The organism is Geodermatophilus telluris (assembly GCF_900102745.1).
Lineage (GTDB): Bacteria > Actinomycetota > Actinomycetes > Mycobacteriales > Geodermatophilaceae > Geodermatophilus > Geodermatophilus telluris.
The window spans coordinates 105,772-121,187 of the sequence record NZ_FMZF01000004.1 but is presented as its reverse complement, the minus strand read 5'-3'; the positions used below and the strand labels follow the sequence as shown (position 1 = coordinate 121,187).

The following is a 15,416-nucleotide window of genomic DNA, read 5'->3' as shown; positions in this document are numbered from 1 at the left end:
CCGTCGCGCGGGGTCACGCCCGCGGCCGCCGGCCGATCCGCGAGCCCAGCCAGGTGAGCGGGTCGAACCGGCGGTCCACCACCCGCTCCTTGAGCGGGATGATGCCGTTGTCGGTGAGGTGGATGCCCTCGGGGCAGACCTCCGAGCAGCACTTGGTGATGTTGCAGTAGCCCAGGCCGAACTCGTCCTGGGCGGCGTCCCGGCGGTCGCGCACGTCCAGCGGGTTCATGTCCAGCTCGGCCAGCCGGATGAGGAAGCGCGGCCCGGCGAAGGCCCGCTTGTTCTCCTCGTGGTCGCGGATGACGTGGCAGGTGTCCTGGCACAGCCAGCACTCGATGCACTTGCGGAACTCCTGGGACCGCTCGACGTCCACCTGCTGCACGCGGTGGTTGCCGTCGGGGTCGCGGGGACGCGGGGTGAACGCCGGGATCTGCGCGGCCTTCTCGTAGTTGTAGGAGACGTCGGTGACCAGGTCCCGGATGACCGGGAACGTCCGCAGCGGGGTGACGGTGACCGGCTCGTCCTCGGCGAAGGTGCTCATCCGGGTCAGGCACATCAGTCGCGGCCGGCCGTTGACCTCGGCACTGCACGAGCCGCACTTGCCGGCCTTGCAGTTCCACCGGACGGCGAGGTCGCCGGCCTGGGTGGCCTGGATCCGGTGGACGACGTCGAGGACGACCTCGCCCTCGTTCACCGGCACCGTGAAGGTCTGCAGCGCCCCGCCGGAGCCGTCACCGCGCCAGATCCGGAACGTGGCGTCGTAGCCGCCGCGGCGCTCCTGACCACCCTCGTCGACCGCGCCGACACTGGGTTCCCCGACCTCCGTCACGACTGCTCCTCGAAGACCTCGGCGAGCTCCGGCGGCATCTGCGGCAGCGGCTGGCGGGCCACGGTCACCGCGCCGTCCGCCGTCCGCGTGCAGACCAGGTTGGTGCGGCCCCACTCCGGGTCGGCCGCGGGGAAGTCGTCGCGGGTGTGCCCGCCGCGGCTCTCCTCGCGCTCGAGGGCCGCGCGGGCGACGCACTCGCTGACCAGCAGCAGGTGCGGCAGGTCCAGCGCCAGGTGCCAGCCGGGGTTGTACTGCCGGTGCCCCTCGACCGACACCGCGGCGACCCGCTCCCGGAGCGCGGCGATCCGGCCGAGCGCCTGCTCCACCTCCGCCCGGGTGCGGATGATGCCGACGAGGTCGTGCATCGTCTGCTGCAGCTCCGACTGCACCGTGTACGGGTTCTCCCCGCCCTCCCGCTCGAACGGCGCCAGCGCGGCCCGCGCCGCGTCGGCCAGCGCCTCCTCGGCGAGCGCCACCACGCCGGCCCGCTTGGCCGCGTGCTCGGCGGCGGCCGCACCCGCGCGGCGGCCGAACACCAGCAGGTCCGACAGCGAGTTGCCGCCCAGCCGGTTGGAGCCGTGCATCCCGCCGGCCACCTCGCCGGCGGCGAACAGGCCCGGGACCGACGCCGCGGCGGTGTCCGGGTCCACCTCGACGCCGCCCATCACGTAGTGGCAGGTCGGGCCGACCTCCATCGCCTCGGCGGTGATGTCGACGTCGGCCAGCTCCTTGAACTGGTGGTACATCGACGGCAGCCGCCGGCGCACGTACTCGGCCGGGCGGCGGCTGGCGATGTCGAGGAAGACCCCGCCGTGCGGCGAGCCGCGGCCGGCCTTGACCTCGCTGTTGATGGCGCGGGCGACCTCGTCGCGGGGCAGCAGCTCGGGCGGCCGGCGGTTGTTCTTCTTGTCCTCGTACCAGCGGTCGGCCTCGTCCTCGGTCTCCGCCGTCTCCTTGCGGAAGAAGTCGGGGATGTAGTCGAACATGAACCGGTTGCCGGCCGAGTTGCGCAGCACGCCGCCGTCGCCGCGGACGCTCTCGGTCACCAGGATGCCGCGCACCGACGGCGGCCAGACCATCCCGGTCGGGTGGAACTGGACGAACTCCATGTTGACCAGCCCGGCACCGGCGTGCAGCGCCAGCGAGTGCCCGTCGCCGGTGTACTCCCAGGAGTTCGAGGTGACCTTCCAGGCCTTGCCGATGCCGCCGGTGGCCAGCACGACCGACGGGGCCTCCCAGGCGACGAACCGGCCGGACTCCCGCCAGTAGCCGAACGCCCCGGTGACGCCGTCGGCGTCGGTCAGCAGCCGGGTGACCGTGCACTCCATGAACACGTCGACGCCGAGGGCGACGGTGCGCTGCTGCAGGGTGCGGATGAGCTCCAGGCCGGTGCGGTCGCCGACGTGGGCCAGCCGAGCGTAGCGGTGCCCGCCGAAGTCGCGCTGGCTGATCAGCCCGTCGGGGGTGCGGTCGAACAGCGCGCCCCAGTCCTCGAGCTCGCGGACCCGGTCGGGCGCCTCCTGCGCGTGGATCTGGGCCATGCGCCAGTGGTTGAGCATCTTCCCGCCGCGCATGGTGTCCCGGAAGTGCACCCGCCAGCCGTCCTCCGGCCAGGCGTTGCCCATCGCCGCGGCGATGCCGCCCTCGGCCATGACCGTGTGCGCCTTGCCGAGCAGGGACTTGCAGACGACGGCGGTGCGCGCCCCCGCCTCGTGCGCGGCGATCGCGGCCCGCAGGCCCGCGCCGCCGGCCCCGACGACCACGACGTCGTACGCGTGCCGCTCGAGCTCCATCAGAAGAACCTCGGATCCGGGATCGTGCCGGTGGCCAGGAGGAGGACGTAGAGGTCGGCGAGGGCGACGCCGAACAGCGAGACCCACGCGAACCTCATGTGGTGGGCGTTGAGCCGTGAGACCAGCGTCCAGGCGCGGTAGCGCAGCGGGTGCCGGGAGAAGGAGTTCAGCCGGCCGCCCACCACGTGCCGGCAGGAGTGGCAGGACAGCGAGTACAGCCACAGCAGGGCGGCGTTGGCCAGCAGCACGAGCGTCCCCAGGCCCATGTGCCCCCACGCGCCTGTCTCGTCGCGGAAGGCCAGGACGGCGTCGTAGGTGAGCACGACGTTGAACAGCAGGCCCAGGTAGAAGAAGTACCGGTGCACGTTCTGCCCGATGAGCGGGAAGCGCGTCTCGCCGGTGTAGCGCCGGTGCGGCTCGGCCACCGCGCAGGCCGGCGGGGACAGCCAGAACGACCGGTAGTAGGCCTTCCGGTAGTAGTAGCAGGTCAGCCGGAAGCCCAGCGGGACGACCAGGATGTAGATCGCCGGCGAGATCCACGACGGCCCGGTGAACAGCTCGGGGAACGTGTCGCCCTCGCAGCCGGTGGTGAGGCAGGGCGAGTAGAAGGGCGAGATGTAGGGCTCGGCGAAGTAGTGCGCGTTCTGGAACGCGCGGACCGTCGAGTAGACGACGAACAGCACCAGCGCGACGACGGTGACCGCCGGCTGCACCCACCAGCGGTCGGTGCGCAGCGTCCGGGCCGCGATGGCCGCCCGTCGCCCGGCCGGCTCGCCGTCGCCCCCTCCCGCCGAGGTCGCTCCCGACCCGCGCGGCGCGGTGGTGGTCACCGCCGGGTGCGGCCCGACCCGCCCAGGCCCTCGTCGTCCCCGTCGCCGTAGACGGCGGCGGCGAACGGTTCGTACGCGCCGTGCACCGGTGCCCCGCACAGCAGGGTGAGGTCGTCGCGCAGCCGCCCGACGTCCTGCCGCAGCCGGCGGGCGTCCACGGTGTCCCCGAAGTGCCTCGTCAGGGGCGCGCACGCCCGTTCGAGCGCCTCGATGGCTCCGCGAGCCGCCGCCACGTCCTGCTCCAGGGACATCGCTGCCTCCAGATCGCTCCGACCACCGCCGGGAGGGCTGGGAGGGAGTCGACCACGGACGCGCGGCCGGGCAAAGGGGGTTCCGCGCCGCCGCGGGTCGGCCGGAGGGCGGCCGCCGGTGGCCGCGGCGACCCTGCCCGCGCCGGGCGGTGAGCCGGGAGCAGGATGCTCGGCATGCCCCTGTTCACCGGCGTCGGCGTCGCCCTGGTCACCCTCTTCCGCGAGGACGGGGCGCTGGACGCCCCGGCCACCGCCGACCTGGCGGCCCAGCTGGTCGACCTCGGCGTGCGGTGCGTGCTCGTGGCCGGGACGACAGGGGAGGCGTCCGCCCTCACCGCCGAGGAGCGGGACGCGCTCGTCGGCACGGTGCGGGCGGCGCTGCCGGCGGAGGTGCCCGTGCTCGCCGGCACCGGCGCACCCACCGGCCGGCAGGCGGCGGCGCTGACCGAGCGCGCCTTCGCCGTCGGCGCGGACGCCGTCCTGGCGCTCTCGCCGCCCGGCGTCCCCGACCCGCGGCCGTACTACGCGGCGGTCGCGACGGCGGCCACGGGACCGCTGCTGGCCTACCACTTCCCGGGGGCCTCCGCGCCCGGGATCCCCGTCGACCTGCTGCCCGACCTGCCGGTGTCCGGGCTCAAGGACTCCTCGGGGGACGCCGCCCGGCTGCTGCACGAGCGCGAGGTCCTCGCCGGCGACCTCTACACCGGGGCGGCGTCCCTGGTGGGGCTGTGCGGCGCGATCGGGGCCGCCGGCGCGCTGGTGGCGGCCGCCAACGTCGCGCCCGAGCTGTGCGTCGCGGCCGCCGGCGGCGACGCGGACGCCCAGGTGCGGCTCGCCGCGGTCGACCGCGGTGCCTCCGCCGACTTCCCCGCGGGCTACAAGCGGGCCGCCGCCGAGCGGTTCGGCACGTCGGCGGTCACCCGGGTGGGCGCCTGACTCAGTGGGACTCGCGGCTCACCGCCGACCCGCTCGAGCCGACGAGGAAGTCCAGGTCCGCGCCCGTGTCGGCCTGCAGCACGTGGTCGACGTAGAGCCGCTCCCAGCCGCGCCGGGGGGCGGCGAAGCCCGCGACGGTGGCCGCGCTCGGCGAGCGGGCGGCCAGCTCGTCGTCCGGGACCTCGACGTCGATCCGCCGGGCGGCGACGTCGAGTGCGACGACGTCGCCGGTGCGCACCCGTCCGAGCGGTCCGCCGGCCGCGGCCTCCGGCGCCACGTGCAGGACGACGGTGCCGTAGGCGGTGCCGCTCATCCGGCCGTCGCAGACCCGCACCACGTCGCGCACCCCCTGCTCGAGCAGCTTGCGCGGCAGCGGCATGTTGGAGACCTCGGGCATGCCGGGGTAGCCCCGCGGGCCGCAGCCGCGCAGGACGAGCACGGAGTCGGCGTCGACGTCGAGGTCGGGGTCGTCGACCCGGGCACGGAAGTCCTCGATCGAGTCGAACACAACGGCTCGGCCGCGGTGGCGCATCAGCCGCGGTGAGGCCGCGGCCGGCTTGATGAGCGCGCCGTCGGGGGCGAGGTTGCCGCGCAGCACCGCGATGCCGCCGTGCTCCACCAGCGGCTCCCCGCGCGGCCGGATGACCTCCGGGTCCCAGACCGCGGCGTCGTCGAGGGCGGCCACCAGCGGCTCGCCGGTGACGGTGAGCGCGGTCGGGTCGAGCAGGTCGCGGACCTCGCGCAGCACGGCGAGCAGGCCCCCGGCGCGGTACAGGTCCTCCATCAGGAAGCGGCCCGCCGGGAGCAGGTCGACGAGCACCGGCACGCCCGAGCCGATCCGGTCGAAGTCGTCCAGCGTCAGGTCGACGCCCAGCCGGCCGGCGACGGCCAGCAGGTGGACGACGGCGTTCGTCGACCCGCCGACGGCGGCGAGCGCGACGATGGCGTTGGCGAACGACGCCTTCGTCAGGAAGGTGGACGGACGGCGGTCGGCGGCGACCATCTCCACGGCCAGCCGGCCGGTGGCGTGCGCGGCCTCCAGCAGTCGGCTGTCCGCGGCCGGGGTGCCGGCGACCCCGGGCACGACGGTGCCCAGCGCCTCGGCGACGACCGCCATGGTCGAGGCGGTGCCCATGGTGTTGCAGTGCCCGCGGCTGCGGATCATCGCCGACTCCGAGCGGGTGAACTCCGCGGCGGACAGGGCGCCGGCGCGGACCTCCTCCGACAGCCGGAAGACGTCGGTGCCGCAGCCCAGGGGCACCCCGCGGAAGGTGCCGGTCAGCATCGGGCCGCCCGGGACGACGACGGCGGGCAGGTCGACCGAGGCGGCGGCCATGAGCAGCGACGGGATCGTCTTGTCGCACCCGCCGAGCAGCACCAACCCGTCGACCGGGTTGGCCCGGAAGGCCTCCTCCATCTGCATCGCGGCCAGGTTGCGCCAGAGCATCGCCGTGGGCCGGACCTGCGTCTCGCCGAGGCCGAACACCGGCAGCTCGAGCGGGGTGCCGCCGGCGGCGTGGACGCCGTCCCGGACGGCGGCCGCCACCTCGGTCAGGTGCCGGTTGCAGGGCACGAGGTCGGAGGCGGTGTTCGCGATGGCGATCTGCGGGCGCCCGAACGCGTCGTCCGGGAGTCCGCGGCGCATCCAGGCCCGGTGGATGTAGGCGTTGCGGACGTCCCCGGAGTACCACGCCGCGCTGCGCAGGGTCACGCCCGCCATCCTGGCGCTGTGTCGAGGACCATGCGCGCGGTCGTGCTCTCCGGGCCGGGGCGGTGCACGGTGGAGGAGGTGCCCGCCCCGGCCGCCGTCCCGGGCGAGGTGGTCGTCGACGTCGAGCGGGTCGGCGTCTGCGGCACCGACGTCGAGCTGTTCACCGGGGAGCTCTCCTACCTGCGGACCGGGCACTCCTCCTACCCGCTGCAGCCCGGCCACGAGTGGTGCGGCCGGGTCACCGCGGTGGGCGAGGGGGTCGACCCGGCCTGGCTCGGCCGGCGCGTCACGGGGGACACGATGCTCGGCGACCGGGTCTGCCGCCGGTGCCGGCGCGGGCGGCAGCACGTGTGCGAGCACCGGCAGGAGGTCGGCATCCGCGGTGGCCGGGCGGGTGCGCTGGCCGAGCAGCTCGCCGTCCCGGCGTGGTCGTTGTACGAGCTGCTCGACCCCGTCGACCCGGTGCTCGGCGCGCTGGTCGAGCCGGGGGGCAACGCCTGGCGGGCGGCGCAGGCGGCCGCGGTGGCCGCCGGCGACCGCGCGCTGGTGGTCGGGCCGGGGACGATCGGGCTGCTGACGGCGCTGTTCCTCCGCGCCCAGGGCGCCGAGGTCCACCTGCTGGGCGTCACCGGCCCCTCGCTGGACTTCGCCCGCGGTCTCGGCTTCCCCGACGCCTGGACCCGCGACACCCTCCCGCAGCTGCCGTTCGACGCCGTCGTCGACGCCTCGACCGCGCCCGGGTCGCCGGCGCTGGCCCTCGAGCTGGTGGAGCCCGGCGGCCGGGTCGTCTGCATCGGCATCGCGGGAACCCCGAGCACCGTCGACACCCGCGCGCTGCTGCTCGCCGACGTCACGGCGGTCGGGGTCCTCTCGGCGTCCCCGGGACTCGCGCCCGCCATCGCCGCCTACCGGGCCGGCGCGGTCGACCCGCGGCCGCTGGTCGCCGCCACCGTCGGTCTCGGGCAGGTCGGCGCGGTGCTGGCCGGGGAGCGACCGGGCGGCTGCGGCGCGGGACCCAAGGTCCACGTCGACCCGCGGCTGGACGCGTGAACGGAGCGGCCGGACCCTGGTGCACCCGCGGCTCGCTCGTGGTGCGCTCCTCCGCGTACGCCGGTGCCGACGACCCCCGGGAGCTCCCGTGACCGACCTGGCCGCCCTGTCGCTCGAGGAGAGGGCCACCCTGCTCTCCGGCCAGGACTTCTGGTCGACCCCGCCGGTCGAGGCGGTGGGGCTGCCCTCGCTCGTCCTCACCGACGGCCCGCACGGCGTCCGCCGCCAGGCCGGCGACCTCACCGGGATGGGCATCACCGACAACCTCCCGGCCACCTGCTTCCCGCCCGCGGTGGCGGTCGGCAACAGCTGGGACCCGTCGGTCGCCGAGCGCACCGGTGCGGCGGTCGGCCGGGAGGCGCGGGCGCTGGGCGTGCACGTCGTCCTCGGGCCGGGGGTGAACATCAAGCGCTCGCCGCTGGGCGGGCGGAACTTCGAGTACTACTCGGAGGACCCGCTGCTGTCCGGCGTGCTGGGCGCCGCGCACGTCCGCGGCCAGCAGGCGCAGGGCGCCGGCGCCTCGGTCAAGCACTTCGCGGCCAACAACCAGGAGACCGAGCGCATGCGGGTCAGCGCCGAGGTCGACGAGCGGACGCTGCGCGAGGTCTACCTGCCGGCCTTCGAGCGGGTGGTCACCGAGGCGGCGCCGGCCACCGTCATGTGCGCCTACAACAAGGTCAACGGCGTCTACGCGTCGCAGCACCGGTGGCTGCTCACCGAGGTGCTGCGCGAGCAGTGGGGCTTCGAGGGCGTCGTCGTCTCCGACTGGGGCGCGGTGGACGACCGGGCCGCGGCGCTGGCGGCGGGGCTGGACCTGCAGATGCCCGGCGACGGCGGCGCGGGCGACCGGCGGGTGGTCGAGGCGGTGCGGGCCGGGGAGCTCGACGAGGCGTTCGTCGACGCGAGCGCCGCCCGGGTGGCCGCGCTCGCCCGGTACGCCGGCGGGCCCGTCGAGGAGGTCGACGCCGAGGGCCACCACGCCCTCGCCCGGGAGCTGGCCTCGCAGTGCGCGGTGCTGCTGCGCAACGAGCGCGGCACCCTGCCGCTGTCCCCGGGCACCCGCGTCGCCGTCGTCGGCGAGTTCGCCCGCACGCCGCGGTTCCAGGGCGGCGGCAGCTCGAACGTCACCCCGACGCGGGTCGAGTCCGCCCTCGCCGCCCTGGCTGCACTGGCCGGACGGGAGCTCCCGTTCGCCCCCGGTGTCGGGGCCGACGCCATGGCGGCACGGGAGGAGGCCGTCGCGCTGGCCCGCGCGGCCGAGGTCGCCGTCGTCTTCGTGGGCCTGGCCGACGCCGACGAGTCCGAGGGCTTCGACCGCACGACCATCGACCTGCCCGCCGAGCAGGTGGCGCTGGTGCGCGCGGTGGCGGCGGTCGCGCCGCGGACGGTCGTCGTCCTCTCCCACGGCGGGGTCGTGTCCCTGGAGGGCTGGCACGACGACGTCGACGCGGTGCTCGACGGCGCGCTGCTCGGCCAGGCCGGCGGCGGCGCGCTGGCCGACCTGCTCTACGGCGTCGCGAACCCCTCGGGCCGGCTCGCCGAGACGCTGCCGGTGCGGCTGGCGGACTCCCCGAGCTCCCTGTCCTTCCCGGGCGAGCAGGGCCGGGTGGTCTACGGCGAGGGCGTGCTGGTGGGCTACCGCGGGCTGGTCACCCAGGGTCGCCCGGCGCGGTACCCCTTCGGCCACGGCCTGTCCTACACGACGTTCAGCACGTCGGACCTGCGCGTGGCGGTCACCGGCGACGACGCGGCGTCGGTCGCGGTGACGGTGCGGAACACCGGCGACCGGGCCGGGGCGCACGTCGTCCAGGTGTACGTGTCCACGGCGGCCGGGCCGGTGCGCCGCCCGCTGCGGGAGCTGCGGGCGTTCACCAAGGTCACGCTGGAGCCGGGGGAGAGCCGCGAGGTGGCGCTCGACCTGGACCGGCGCGCCTTCGCCTACTGGGACGTCGTCGAGTCCGGCTGGGTGGTCGCCCCCGGGCAGTACGCGGTGCAGGTCTGCGCCGACGCGGAGACGGTCCTGCTCGAGGAGACCGTGGCCCTGGCCGGCGACGACCTGGTGCGGGTGCTGACGATGGAGTCCTCCGTCGCCGAGTGGTTCGCCCACCCGGCCGCGGGGCCGGCGCTCGCGGCGGCACTGGCCGAGAGCCTCCCCGCGGACGCGGCCTCGCCGGGGGACCGGGAGCTGCTGCTGCGGATGGTCGGCTCGATGCCGATGCGCCGGTTCGCCACGGACTTCGGCTCCGCGCTGCCGGCCGGCCTGCTCGACCGGCTGGCCGCCGAGACCGCCGCCGCCCGCGCCGCCCGCTGACGTGCACTTCCGCGGACGTGCACGGGGCACGTCCGCGGAAGTGCACGGGTCAGACGCGCAGGGCGTCCTCGTCCCGGTCGTCGTCCCGGTCGTCGTCGCGGTCGTCGCGGACCTCGAGGGTCGGCTCGGCCGCGGGGACGGCGGCGTGCGCGCCGGACCGCAGCAGCGAGGCGAGCTCCTCCTCGGACTCCACCGCCTCACCGCGCGCCACCATGCCGGCGTGCTCGGAGAGCGGGATCTCCCGGAGCACGAACGACAGCAGCAGCGCGACGACGAGGATCGGCACCAGGTACCAGAACACCGGGGCGAGCGAGTCGGCGTAGGCGTCGACGATCGCCGTCCGCAGCGGCTCCCCGGCGGCGTCGACCGCGGCCGGCACCAGGGTGTCGGGTGAGGTGATGCCCGCGGCGGCCGCCTGCCCGGCGTTGCCGGTCAGCGCGCCGGTGAGGTTGTCGGCCAGCCGGCTGGTGAACAGCGTCCCGAAGACGGCGACGCCGAGGGTGGCGCCGACCTCGCGGAAGTAGTTGTTCGTCGAGGTGGCGGTGCCGATCTGGCCGGCGGGGACGGCGTTCTGCGCGGCCAGGACGACGTTCTGCATGATCAGGCCGAGGCCGCAGCCGAGCGCGAAGAACATCGCGCCGATCGTCCACAAAGACGTGCCGCCCGACAGCGTCGTCATCCAGACCACCGTCGCCAGGATGACCGCGACGCCCGCGACGGTGAACCGCTTGTACCGGCCGTCCCGGAGGATCAGCGACGCCGAGGTCTGGATGGTCAGGATGATCCCGGCGGTCATCGGCAGCATGAGCAGGCCCGAGCCGGCCGCCGAGAGGCCCGAGCTCATCTGCAGGAACGTGGGCATGAACGCGATCGCGGAGAACATCCCCAGGCCCACGGCCATGCCGAGCGCGGTGGCCACCACGAAGGTCGGGTTGCGGAACAGCGACAGCGGCACGATCGGCTCGACCGCGCGCCGCTCGACGAGCACGAACACCACCGCCGAGACGGCGAAGGCGGCGGCCAGGGCGAGGGTGAGCGGGTCGGTCCAGCCGTCGCTGCCGCCGAGGTCGGTGAACAGCACCAGCGAGGTCGTGGTGGCCGACAGCGCGACGATGCCCGCGACGTCGAGCGGTGTCGTGCTCCGCTTGCGGGGCAGGGTGAGCGCGAACCAGCCGATGGCGAAGGCGCCCAGGCCGACCGGCACGTTGATCCAGAAGCACCACTCCCAGCCCAGGGCCGCGGAGTCGGTGAAGAAGCCGCCGACCAGCGGCCCGGCGACCGCCGACAGGCCGAACAGCGCGCCGATCGGGCCCATGTACCGCGCCCGCTCCCGGGCCGGGACGATGTCGGCGATGATCGCCTGCGACAGGATCATCAGCCCGCCGCCGCCGAGGCCCTGGACCCCGCGCCAGACGACGAACCAGGTGAAGTCCGGCGCCAGGGCCGCACCGACGCTCGCGACGGTGAACAGGCCGATCGCGACGAGGAACAGGGTGCGGCGACCCCAGAGGTCGCCGAACTTGCCGTAGACGGGCATGACCAGCGTCGTCGCCAGCAGGTAGGCGGTGGTCACCCACGCCATGTGCGAGACGCCGCCGAGCTCGCCGACGATCGTGGGCATCGACGTGGCGACGATCGTCTGGTCGAGGCTGGCCATGAGCATCCCGGCCAGCAGGGCCGAGAAGACCAGGTTGACCCGTCGCCGGGTGAGCACGATGGGCGGCGCGGAGCCGTCGGGAGGCGGGGCGTGCACGGTCTCTCCAGGGGTCGTTCGGCGGGGCCGCGGGCGCGCGGCACCGAGGGCGAGCGGACGGCGACGGCCGCTCGGGTGGGTCAGGGGCGCGGGGCGGGCAGCCCGGCGGCGAGCAGGTCCCAGGCCTCGTCGACCAGGCGGGGGAGCGAGGCGGTGAAGTCCGACCTCAGCCAGCGGTGCAGCGCGGTGCGCATGGCCGCCCCGGCGACGGCGGCGAGCAGCGGCGGGTAGCCGTCGACGTCGACCCGGGTGCCGGTGCGGGTGGCGATCGCCTCGACGAGCGCGCGCTCGGACCGGCCGAAGGTGGCGTGCAGCCGGGCCAGCAGCACCGGGTGGGCCTCGACGACGCGCAGCCGCAGCGGCCACAGCCCCTCGGGCTCGGCGGCCATCGCCGCGGCCTGCTCCAGCTGCACGGCGCGCAGCGCGGCCAGGGGCGACTCCCCGGCGGGGCGGGCGGCCAGCCCCGCGGTCAGCCGCTCGGTGTCGGCCGGGTCCAGCCCGAGGACGGCGTCGTCCTTGGTGGGGAAGTAGTTGAAGAACGTGCGCGGGGAGACGCCGGCGCGCGCGGCGACGTCGTCGACCGAGACCGCCTCCAGGCCGTGCTCGGCGACCAGCTGGAGGGCGGCCTCGTGCAGGGCGAGGCGAGTGGCGTGCTTCTTGCGCTCGCGCAGCCCGGACGTCACCGGACCACGATGACACCTTCTTGCAGACCGTGCAATGTTGCGTGCACTGCACGGCGCGTCGCGGGGGACGTCCTACCGCACCGCAGCGCGTCCTACCCGACCGCCCACCGTCGGGGAGGACGCGCCACGATCAGGTCACCTGATCATCGCCGCCCCCGCCTCAGTCGCGGGTGCGCTGCCGCTCGATCGCCTCGAGGACCGTCTTGCGGCCCGTCCCGAGCTCCTCCTCCGCCTTCTCGGCCCGGTCGAGCTGGGAGTCGCCGGACATCTCCCCCACCCGTCTCCGCGCCTCGGGAGCGTTCACGTCGAGCAGCTCGGCGGCCCTGCGGGCCTCCCGGGCGGCCTCGGTGTTCGCGACGTGCTGCTGCGTCCCCTGCCGCTTGCGGGAGTCGGTGGCCTGCTTCTCCTCGTCGGAGAGCAGCTGCCAGGCGGCGTCGGGGAGGTAGCGGCCCGTCCCGCCGGAGCCGCGGGCCCGGTCGCCGCCGTGGGCGGTGCGCCAGTCCTGGTCGGTCCACTCCTGCAGGTGCCGCTGCGACTCGGTGCGCTCGCCCTCGTGCCGGTAGCCGCCGCCGGCCGCCTCGTACTCGGCGGTGAGCAGCTGGCTCTTGCGCGCCGACCACTGCCCGGGCCGCCCGCCCCGGTCGCCGGCCTTGATCTCCTCCTTGAGCCGCTCGCGCAGCTCCGGGTCCGTGTAGTCCCTCGCGTAGTCCTCCGCCGACTTCCCGCTCATGGACCGGCAGTACCCGATCCGGCGGGAGGTCACCCGGCGGAGCGCGACCGGTCCGCCTCGACGTGCGGTCGGGACTGCCAGCGCGCCCAGTCGGCGCTCACCTCGCCGGCGGTGCGCAGCAGTGCGGGCAGGTGGTCGCCGAGCAGGCGCTCGGTGGAGGTCTCCGCGGCGTGCACCGTCACGTTCATCGCCGCCCGGACGGCACCGGTCCCGTCGCGCACCGGGACGGCGACCGAGCGGACGCCGGGCGCCAGCTCCTCGTCGGCCAGCGCCCAGCCGCGGGCGCGCACCTCGGTGAGCTCCTCCCGCAGCTGCTCGGGCGTGCGCCCGGTGCAGGGCGGCAGGCCGGAGCGGCTCGGCTGGGCGAGCACGTCGTCGAGCTCCCCGACCGGCAGGGCGGCGAGCAGCACCTTGCCCTGCGAGGTCCGGACGGCGGGGAAGCGGGTGCCGATCTCGACCCGCAGCGCGATCAGCTTGGGCACCGACACCCGCGCCACGTAGACGATGTCGGACCCGTCGAGCTGCGCCATGGACGACGACTCCCCGGTGCGGGCGACCAGCGCCTCCAGGTGCGGCCGGGCGACGTCCCAGAGGCCGAGGGACCCGACGTAGGCCATCCCCAGCGACAGCACGCGCGGGGTCAGCGAGAAGACCCCGCCGGCCGACCGGACGTAGCCGAGCTCCTCCAGCGTGAGCAGCAGCCGCCGCGCCGTCGGGCGGGCCAGCCCGGCCGCGGCCGCCACCTCGCTCAGCGACAGCGCCGGCCGGTCGGCCCCGAAGCAGGTCAGCACGTCGAGCCCGCGGGCCAGCGCCTCGACGAAGTCCGGTCCCTCACCACGTCCGGCCACGACGTCTCCCCCTCGTCCGGTGCCGGCTCCTCCGGTACCCCGGCAGCGCGCTCAGTGCTCCCCGGCCAGGTGTCGTCCGTAGGCCGCCTCGCGGGCGGCGTGCGTGCTGTCCGACCGGTAGTCGGTGTACTGGTAGGGGTTGTCGAGCACCTTGCCCTCGGGCAGCGCCGGGTCCATGCCCGCCTGCCAGACCTCCTCGCCCATCTCGGCGCGCAGGTGCTCCACGGTCGCCTCGACCTCGCGGCGCACCGCCCCGAGGTCGACGCCGACGAGCCGGTGGTCGGACTTCACGACCCGGCCGTCGACCAGCACGGTGTGCACGTCGCCGCGCTGGGCCTGGAAGGCCACGTGCCCGAAGGGGTTGAGCAGCGGGAACGACACCGGCGAGGTGTCGTTCTTCAGCAGCACGACGTCGGCCTTCGCGCCGGGCACCAGCCGGCCGAGGTCGTCGCGGCCCAGCGCCGTCGCGCCGCCGCGGGTCGCCCACTCGACGACGTGCTGGGCCCGCAGCGCCAGCTGGGTGACCGTCTCGCCCTGCAGGTGGGCCTCGAAGTGCTCGCGCGAGCGGTCGGCGCCCAGCGTCGTGCGCATCGCGGAGAACAGGTCGCCGCTCCACCACACGCTGGTGTCCATCGACAGCGACACCGGGATGCCGTGCGCGCGCACCTGCCAGGTGGGCGGGTAGCCCTGCCCGGCGCTCTGCTCGGACTCGGTGGACACCGAGATCGACCCGCCGGTGGCCGCGATGCGGTGGTAGCTGTCGGGGGAGAGCGAGGCGGCGTGCACGTAGACGGTCCCCGGCGTCGCGAAGCCGTGCTCGTGCATGAGCCGGATGCCCTCGTCGTTGGTGGCGCCCCAGACGCCGGCGTGCGTGGTCACCGGCAGCCCGAGCTCGCGGGCCACCTCGAACGCGGCCTTCTCGGGGAACGCCGGGTCGCCGGTGACGTCGAAGGCGAGCTGGAAGTCGAGCAGGTCACCGGCGCCGGTGCGGCGGCGCTCGAGGAAGGCCTGGACGTCCCCGTCGGCGGTCCACTCCCACGGCGCGGCCTGGATGTTGCCGTAGGCGAGCACGTACCGGCCGGGCACCGACTGCAGCGCGTCGACGGCGGCCTCCGCGTGGTCGACCGTCTGCAGCCCGTGCGACCAGTCGACGACGGTGGTGACACCGGCGTCGAGCGCCTCGACCGCGGCCAGCCGGTTGCCCGCGGCGACGTCCTCGGGGCGGAAGCGGCGGCCGTGCTCGAGGTAGTACCAGACGAAGTACTGGGTGAGCGACCAGTCGGCGCCGTAGCCGCGCATCGCCGTCTGCCACATGTGCCGGTGGGTGTCGATCATCCCGGGCAGGACGACGCCGTCGGTGGCGTCGACCTCCCGGGTGCCCTCGGGAACCTCCAGGCCCGGCCCGACGGCCGCGATCCGGTCACCGACCACCAGCACGTCGGCGTCGCGCAGCACGGTGCCGGCGTCGTCCATGGTCAGCACCGTGCCGCCGCGGAGGACGACGGGACGCCCGGCCTGCGGGGCCGGGGACGCGGGCTCGGTCATGGGGACTCCTCGGGCATCGGCAGCAGGTGCGGACGGTCGTCCGCTGAACGGACACCGGGGCGGGACGGCGTCACCCTGCGCGTGACCTGCGGCACCTGTCAACCCGGTCCTCCTGCAGTTGACAGGGCCCGACGACGGTGCCGAGG

The 15,416-nt window shown here is 75.2% G+C and carries 13 protein-coding genes; 3 read left to right on the top strand and 10 right to left on the bottom strand.

From position 1 onward, the window contains the following. Window positions 1-13: 13 nt before the first annotated feature. From BLQ97_RS13980 to BLQ97_RS13965, 4 genes are read right to left on the bottom strand one after another with little or no spacing between them, the layout of a single operon-like run. Window positions 14-829: a succinate dehydrogenase/fumarate reductase iron-sulfur subunit gene (locus BLQ97_RS13980; RefSeq protein WP_091366629.1), complete on the bottom strand. Its 816-nt coding sequence runs from the start codon at window positions 827-829 to the stop codon at window positions 14-16. After that, a complete protein-coding gene (locus BLQ97_RS13975) occupies window positions 826-2,622 on the bottom strand; it encodes a fumarate reductase/succinate dehydrogenase flavoprotein subunit (RefSeq protein WP_175471742.1) in 1,797 nt (598 codons plus the stop codon). The genes BLQ97_RS13980 and BLQ97_RS13975 overlap by 4 nt, the downstream gene beginning before the upstream one ends. Beyond that, a complete protein-coding gene (locus tag BLQ97_RS13970; RefSeq protein WP_091366628.1) occupies window positions 2,622-3,452 on the bottom strand; it encodes a hypothetical protein in 831 nt (276 codons plus the stop codon). The genes BLQ97_RS13975 and BLQ97_RS13970 overlap by 1 nt, the downstream gene beginning before the upstream one ends. Next, on the bottom strand, window positions 3,449-3,703 hold the full coding sequence (locus BLQ97_RS13965; protein WP_091366627.1) for a hypothetical protein: 255 nt from the start codon (window positions 3,701-3,703) through the stop codon (window positions 3,449-3,451). Before BLQ97_RS13965 ends, BLQ97_RS13970 begins: the two co-directional genes overlap by 4 nt. Before the next feature lie 174 nt (window positions 3,704-3,877). Here BLQ97_RS13965 and BLQ97_RS13960 point away from each other — a divergent pair, with 174 nt between their 5' ends. Further along, the gene (locus BLQ97_RS13960; protein ID WP_175471741.1) at window positions 3,878-4,639 is read left to right on the top strand and encodes a dihydrodipicolinate synthase family protein; all 762 of its coding nucleotides are present in this window, start codon (window positions 3,878-3,880) and stop codon (window positions 4,637-4,639) included. Window position 4,640: 1 nt separating this feature from the next. On the opposite strand, the gene BLQ97_RS13955 is transcribed toward BLQ97_RS13960, so the two are convergent. Continuing rightward, window positions 4,641-6,359, bottom strand: coding sequence for a dihydroxy-acid dehydratase (locus BLQ97_RS13955; RefSeq protein ID WP_217637194.1), 1,719 nt, complete (start codon window positions 6,357-6,359; stop codon window positions 4,641-4,643). A 9-nt stretch (window positions 6,360-6,368) separates the two neighbouring features. On the opposite strand from BLQ97_RS13955, the gene BLQ97_RS13950 reads away from it, so the two are divergent. Both BLQ97_RS13950 and BLQ97_RS13945 read left to right on the top strand, forming a co-directional pair. Next, window positions 6,369-7,400 (top strand): zinc-dependent alcohol dehydrogenase, encoded by a 1,032-nt coding sequence (locus BLQ97_RS13950; RefSeq protein ID WP_091366624.1) that lies wholly within the window; start codon window positions 6,369-6,371, stop codon window positions 7,398-7,400. A gap of 88 nt (window positions 7,401-7,488) precedes the next feature. Beyond that, a complete protein-coding gene (locus tag BLQ97_RS13945) occupies window positions 7,489-9,711 on the top strand; it encodes a glycoside hydrolase family 3 C-terminal domain-containing protein (protein WP_091366623.1) in 2,223 nt (740 codons plus the stop codon). A gap of 49 nt (window positions 9,712-9,760) precedes the next feature. On the opposite strand, the gene BLQ97_RS13940 is transcribed toward BLQ97_RS13945, so the two are convergent. The 5 genes from BLQ97_RS13940 to BLQ97_RS13920 form a co-directional block, all read right to left on the bottom strand. After that, the gene (locus tag BLQ97_RS13940) at window positions 9,761-11,464 is read right to left on the bottom strand and encodes an MDR family MFS transporter (RefSeq protein WP_091366622.1); all 1,704 of its coding nucleotides are present in this window, start codon (window positions 11,462-11,464) and stop codon (window positions 9,761-9,763) included. A gap of 80 nt (window positions 11,465-11,544) precedes the next feature. Further along, complete coding sequence (locus BLQ97_RS13935) at window positions 11,545-12,147, bottom strand: acyl-CoA-like ligand-binding transcription factor (RefSeq protein ID WP_091366621.1); 603 nt, start codon at window positions 12,145-12,147, stop codon at window positions 11,545-11,547. A 160-nt stretch (window positions 12,148-12,307) separates the two neighbouring features. Continuing rightward, window positions 12,308-12,877 carry a hypothetical protein gene (locus tag BLQ97_RS13930; protein WP_091366957.1) on the bottom strand — a complete coding sequence of 190 codons (570 nt, stop codon included), beginning with the start codon at window positions 12,875-12,877 and terminating at the stop codon, window positions 12,308-12,310. Between the two features lie 29 nt (window positions 12,878-12,906). Beyond that, window positions 12,907-13,725: an IclR family transcriptional regulator domain-containing protein gene (locus BLQ97_RS13925; RefSeq protein ID WP_091366620.1), complete on the bottom strand. Its 819-nt coding sequence runs from the start codon at window positions 13,723-13,725 to the stop codon at window positions 12,907-12,909. Between the two features lie 51 nt (window positions 13,726-13,776). Further along, window positions 13,777-15,270 (bottom strand): amidohydrolase family protein, encoded by a 1,494-nt coding sequence (locus BLQ97_RS13920; protein WP_091366619.1) that lies wholly within the window; start codon window positions 15,268-15,270, stop codon window positions 13,777-13,779. Between the last annotated feature and the right edge of the window lie 146 nt (window positions 15,271-15,416).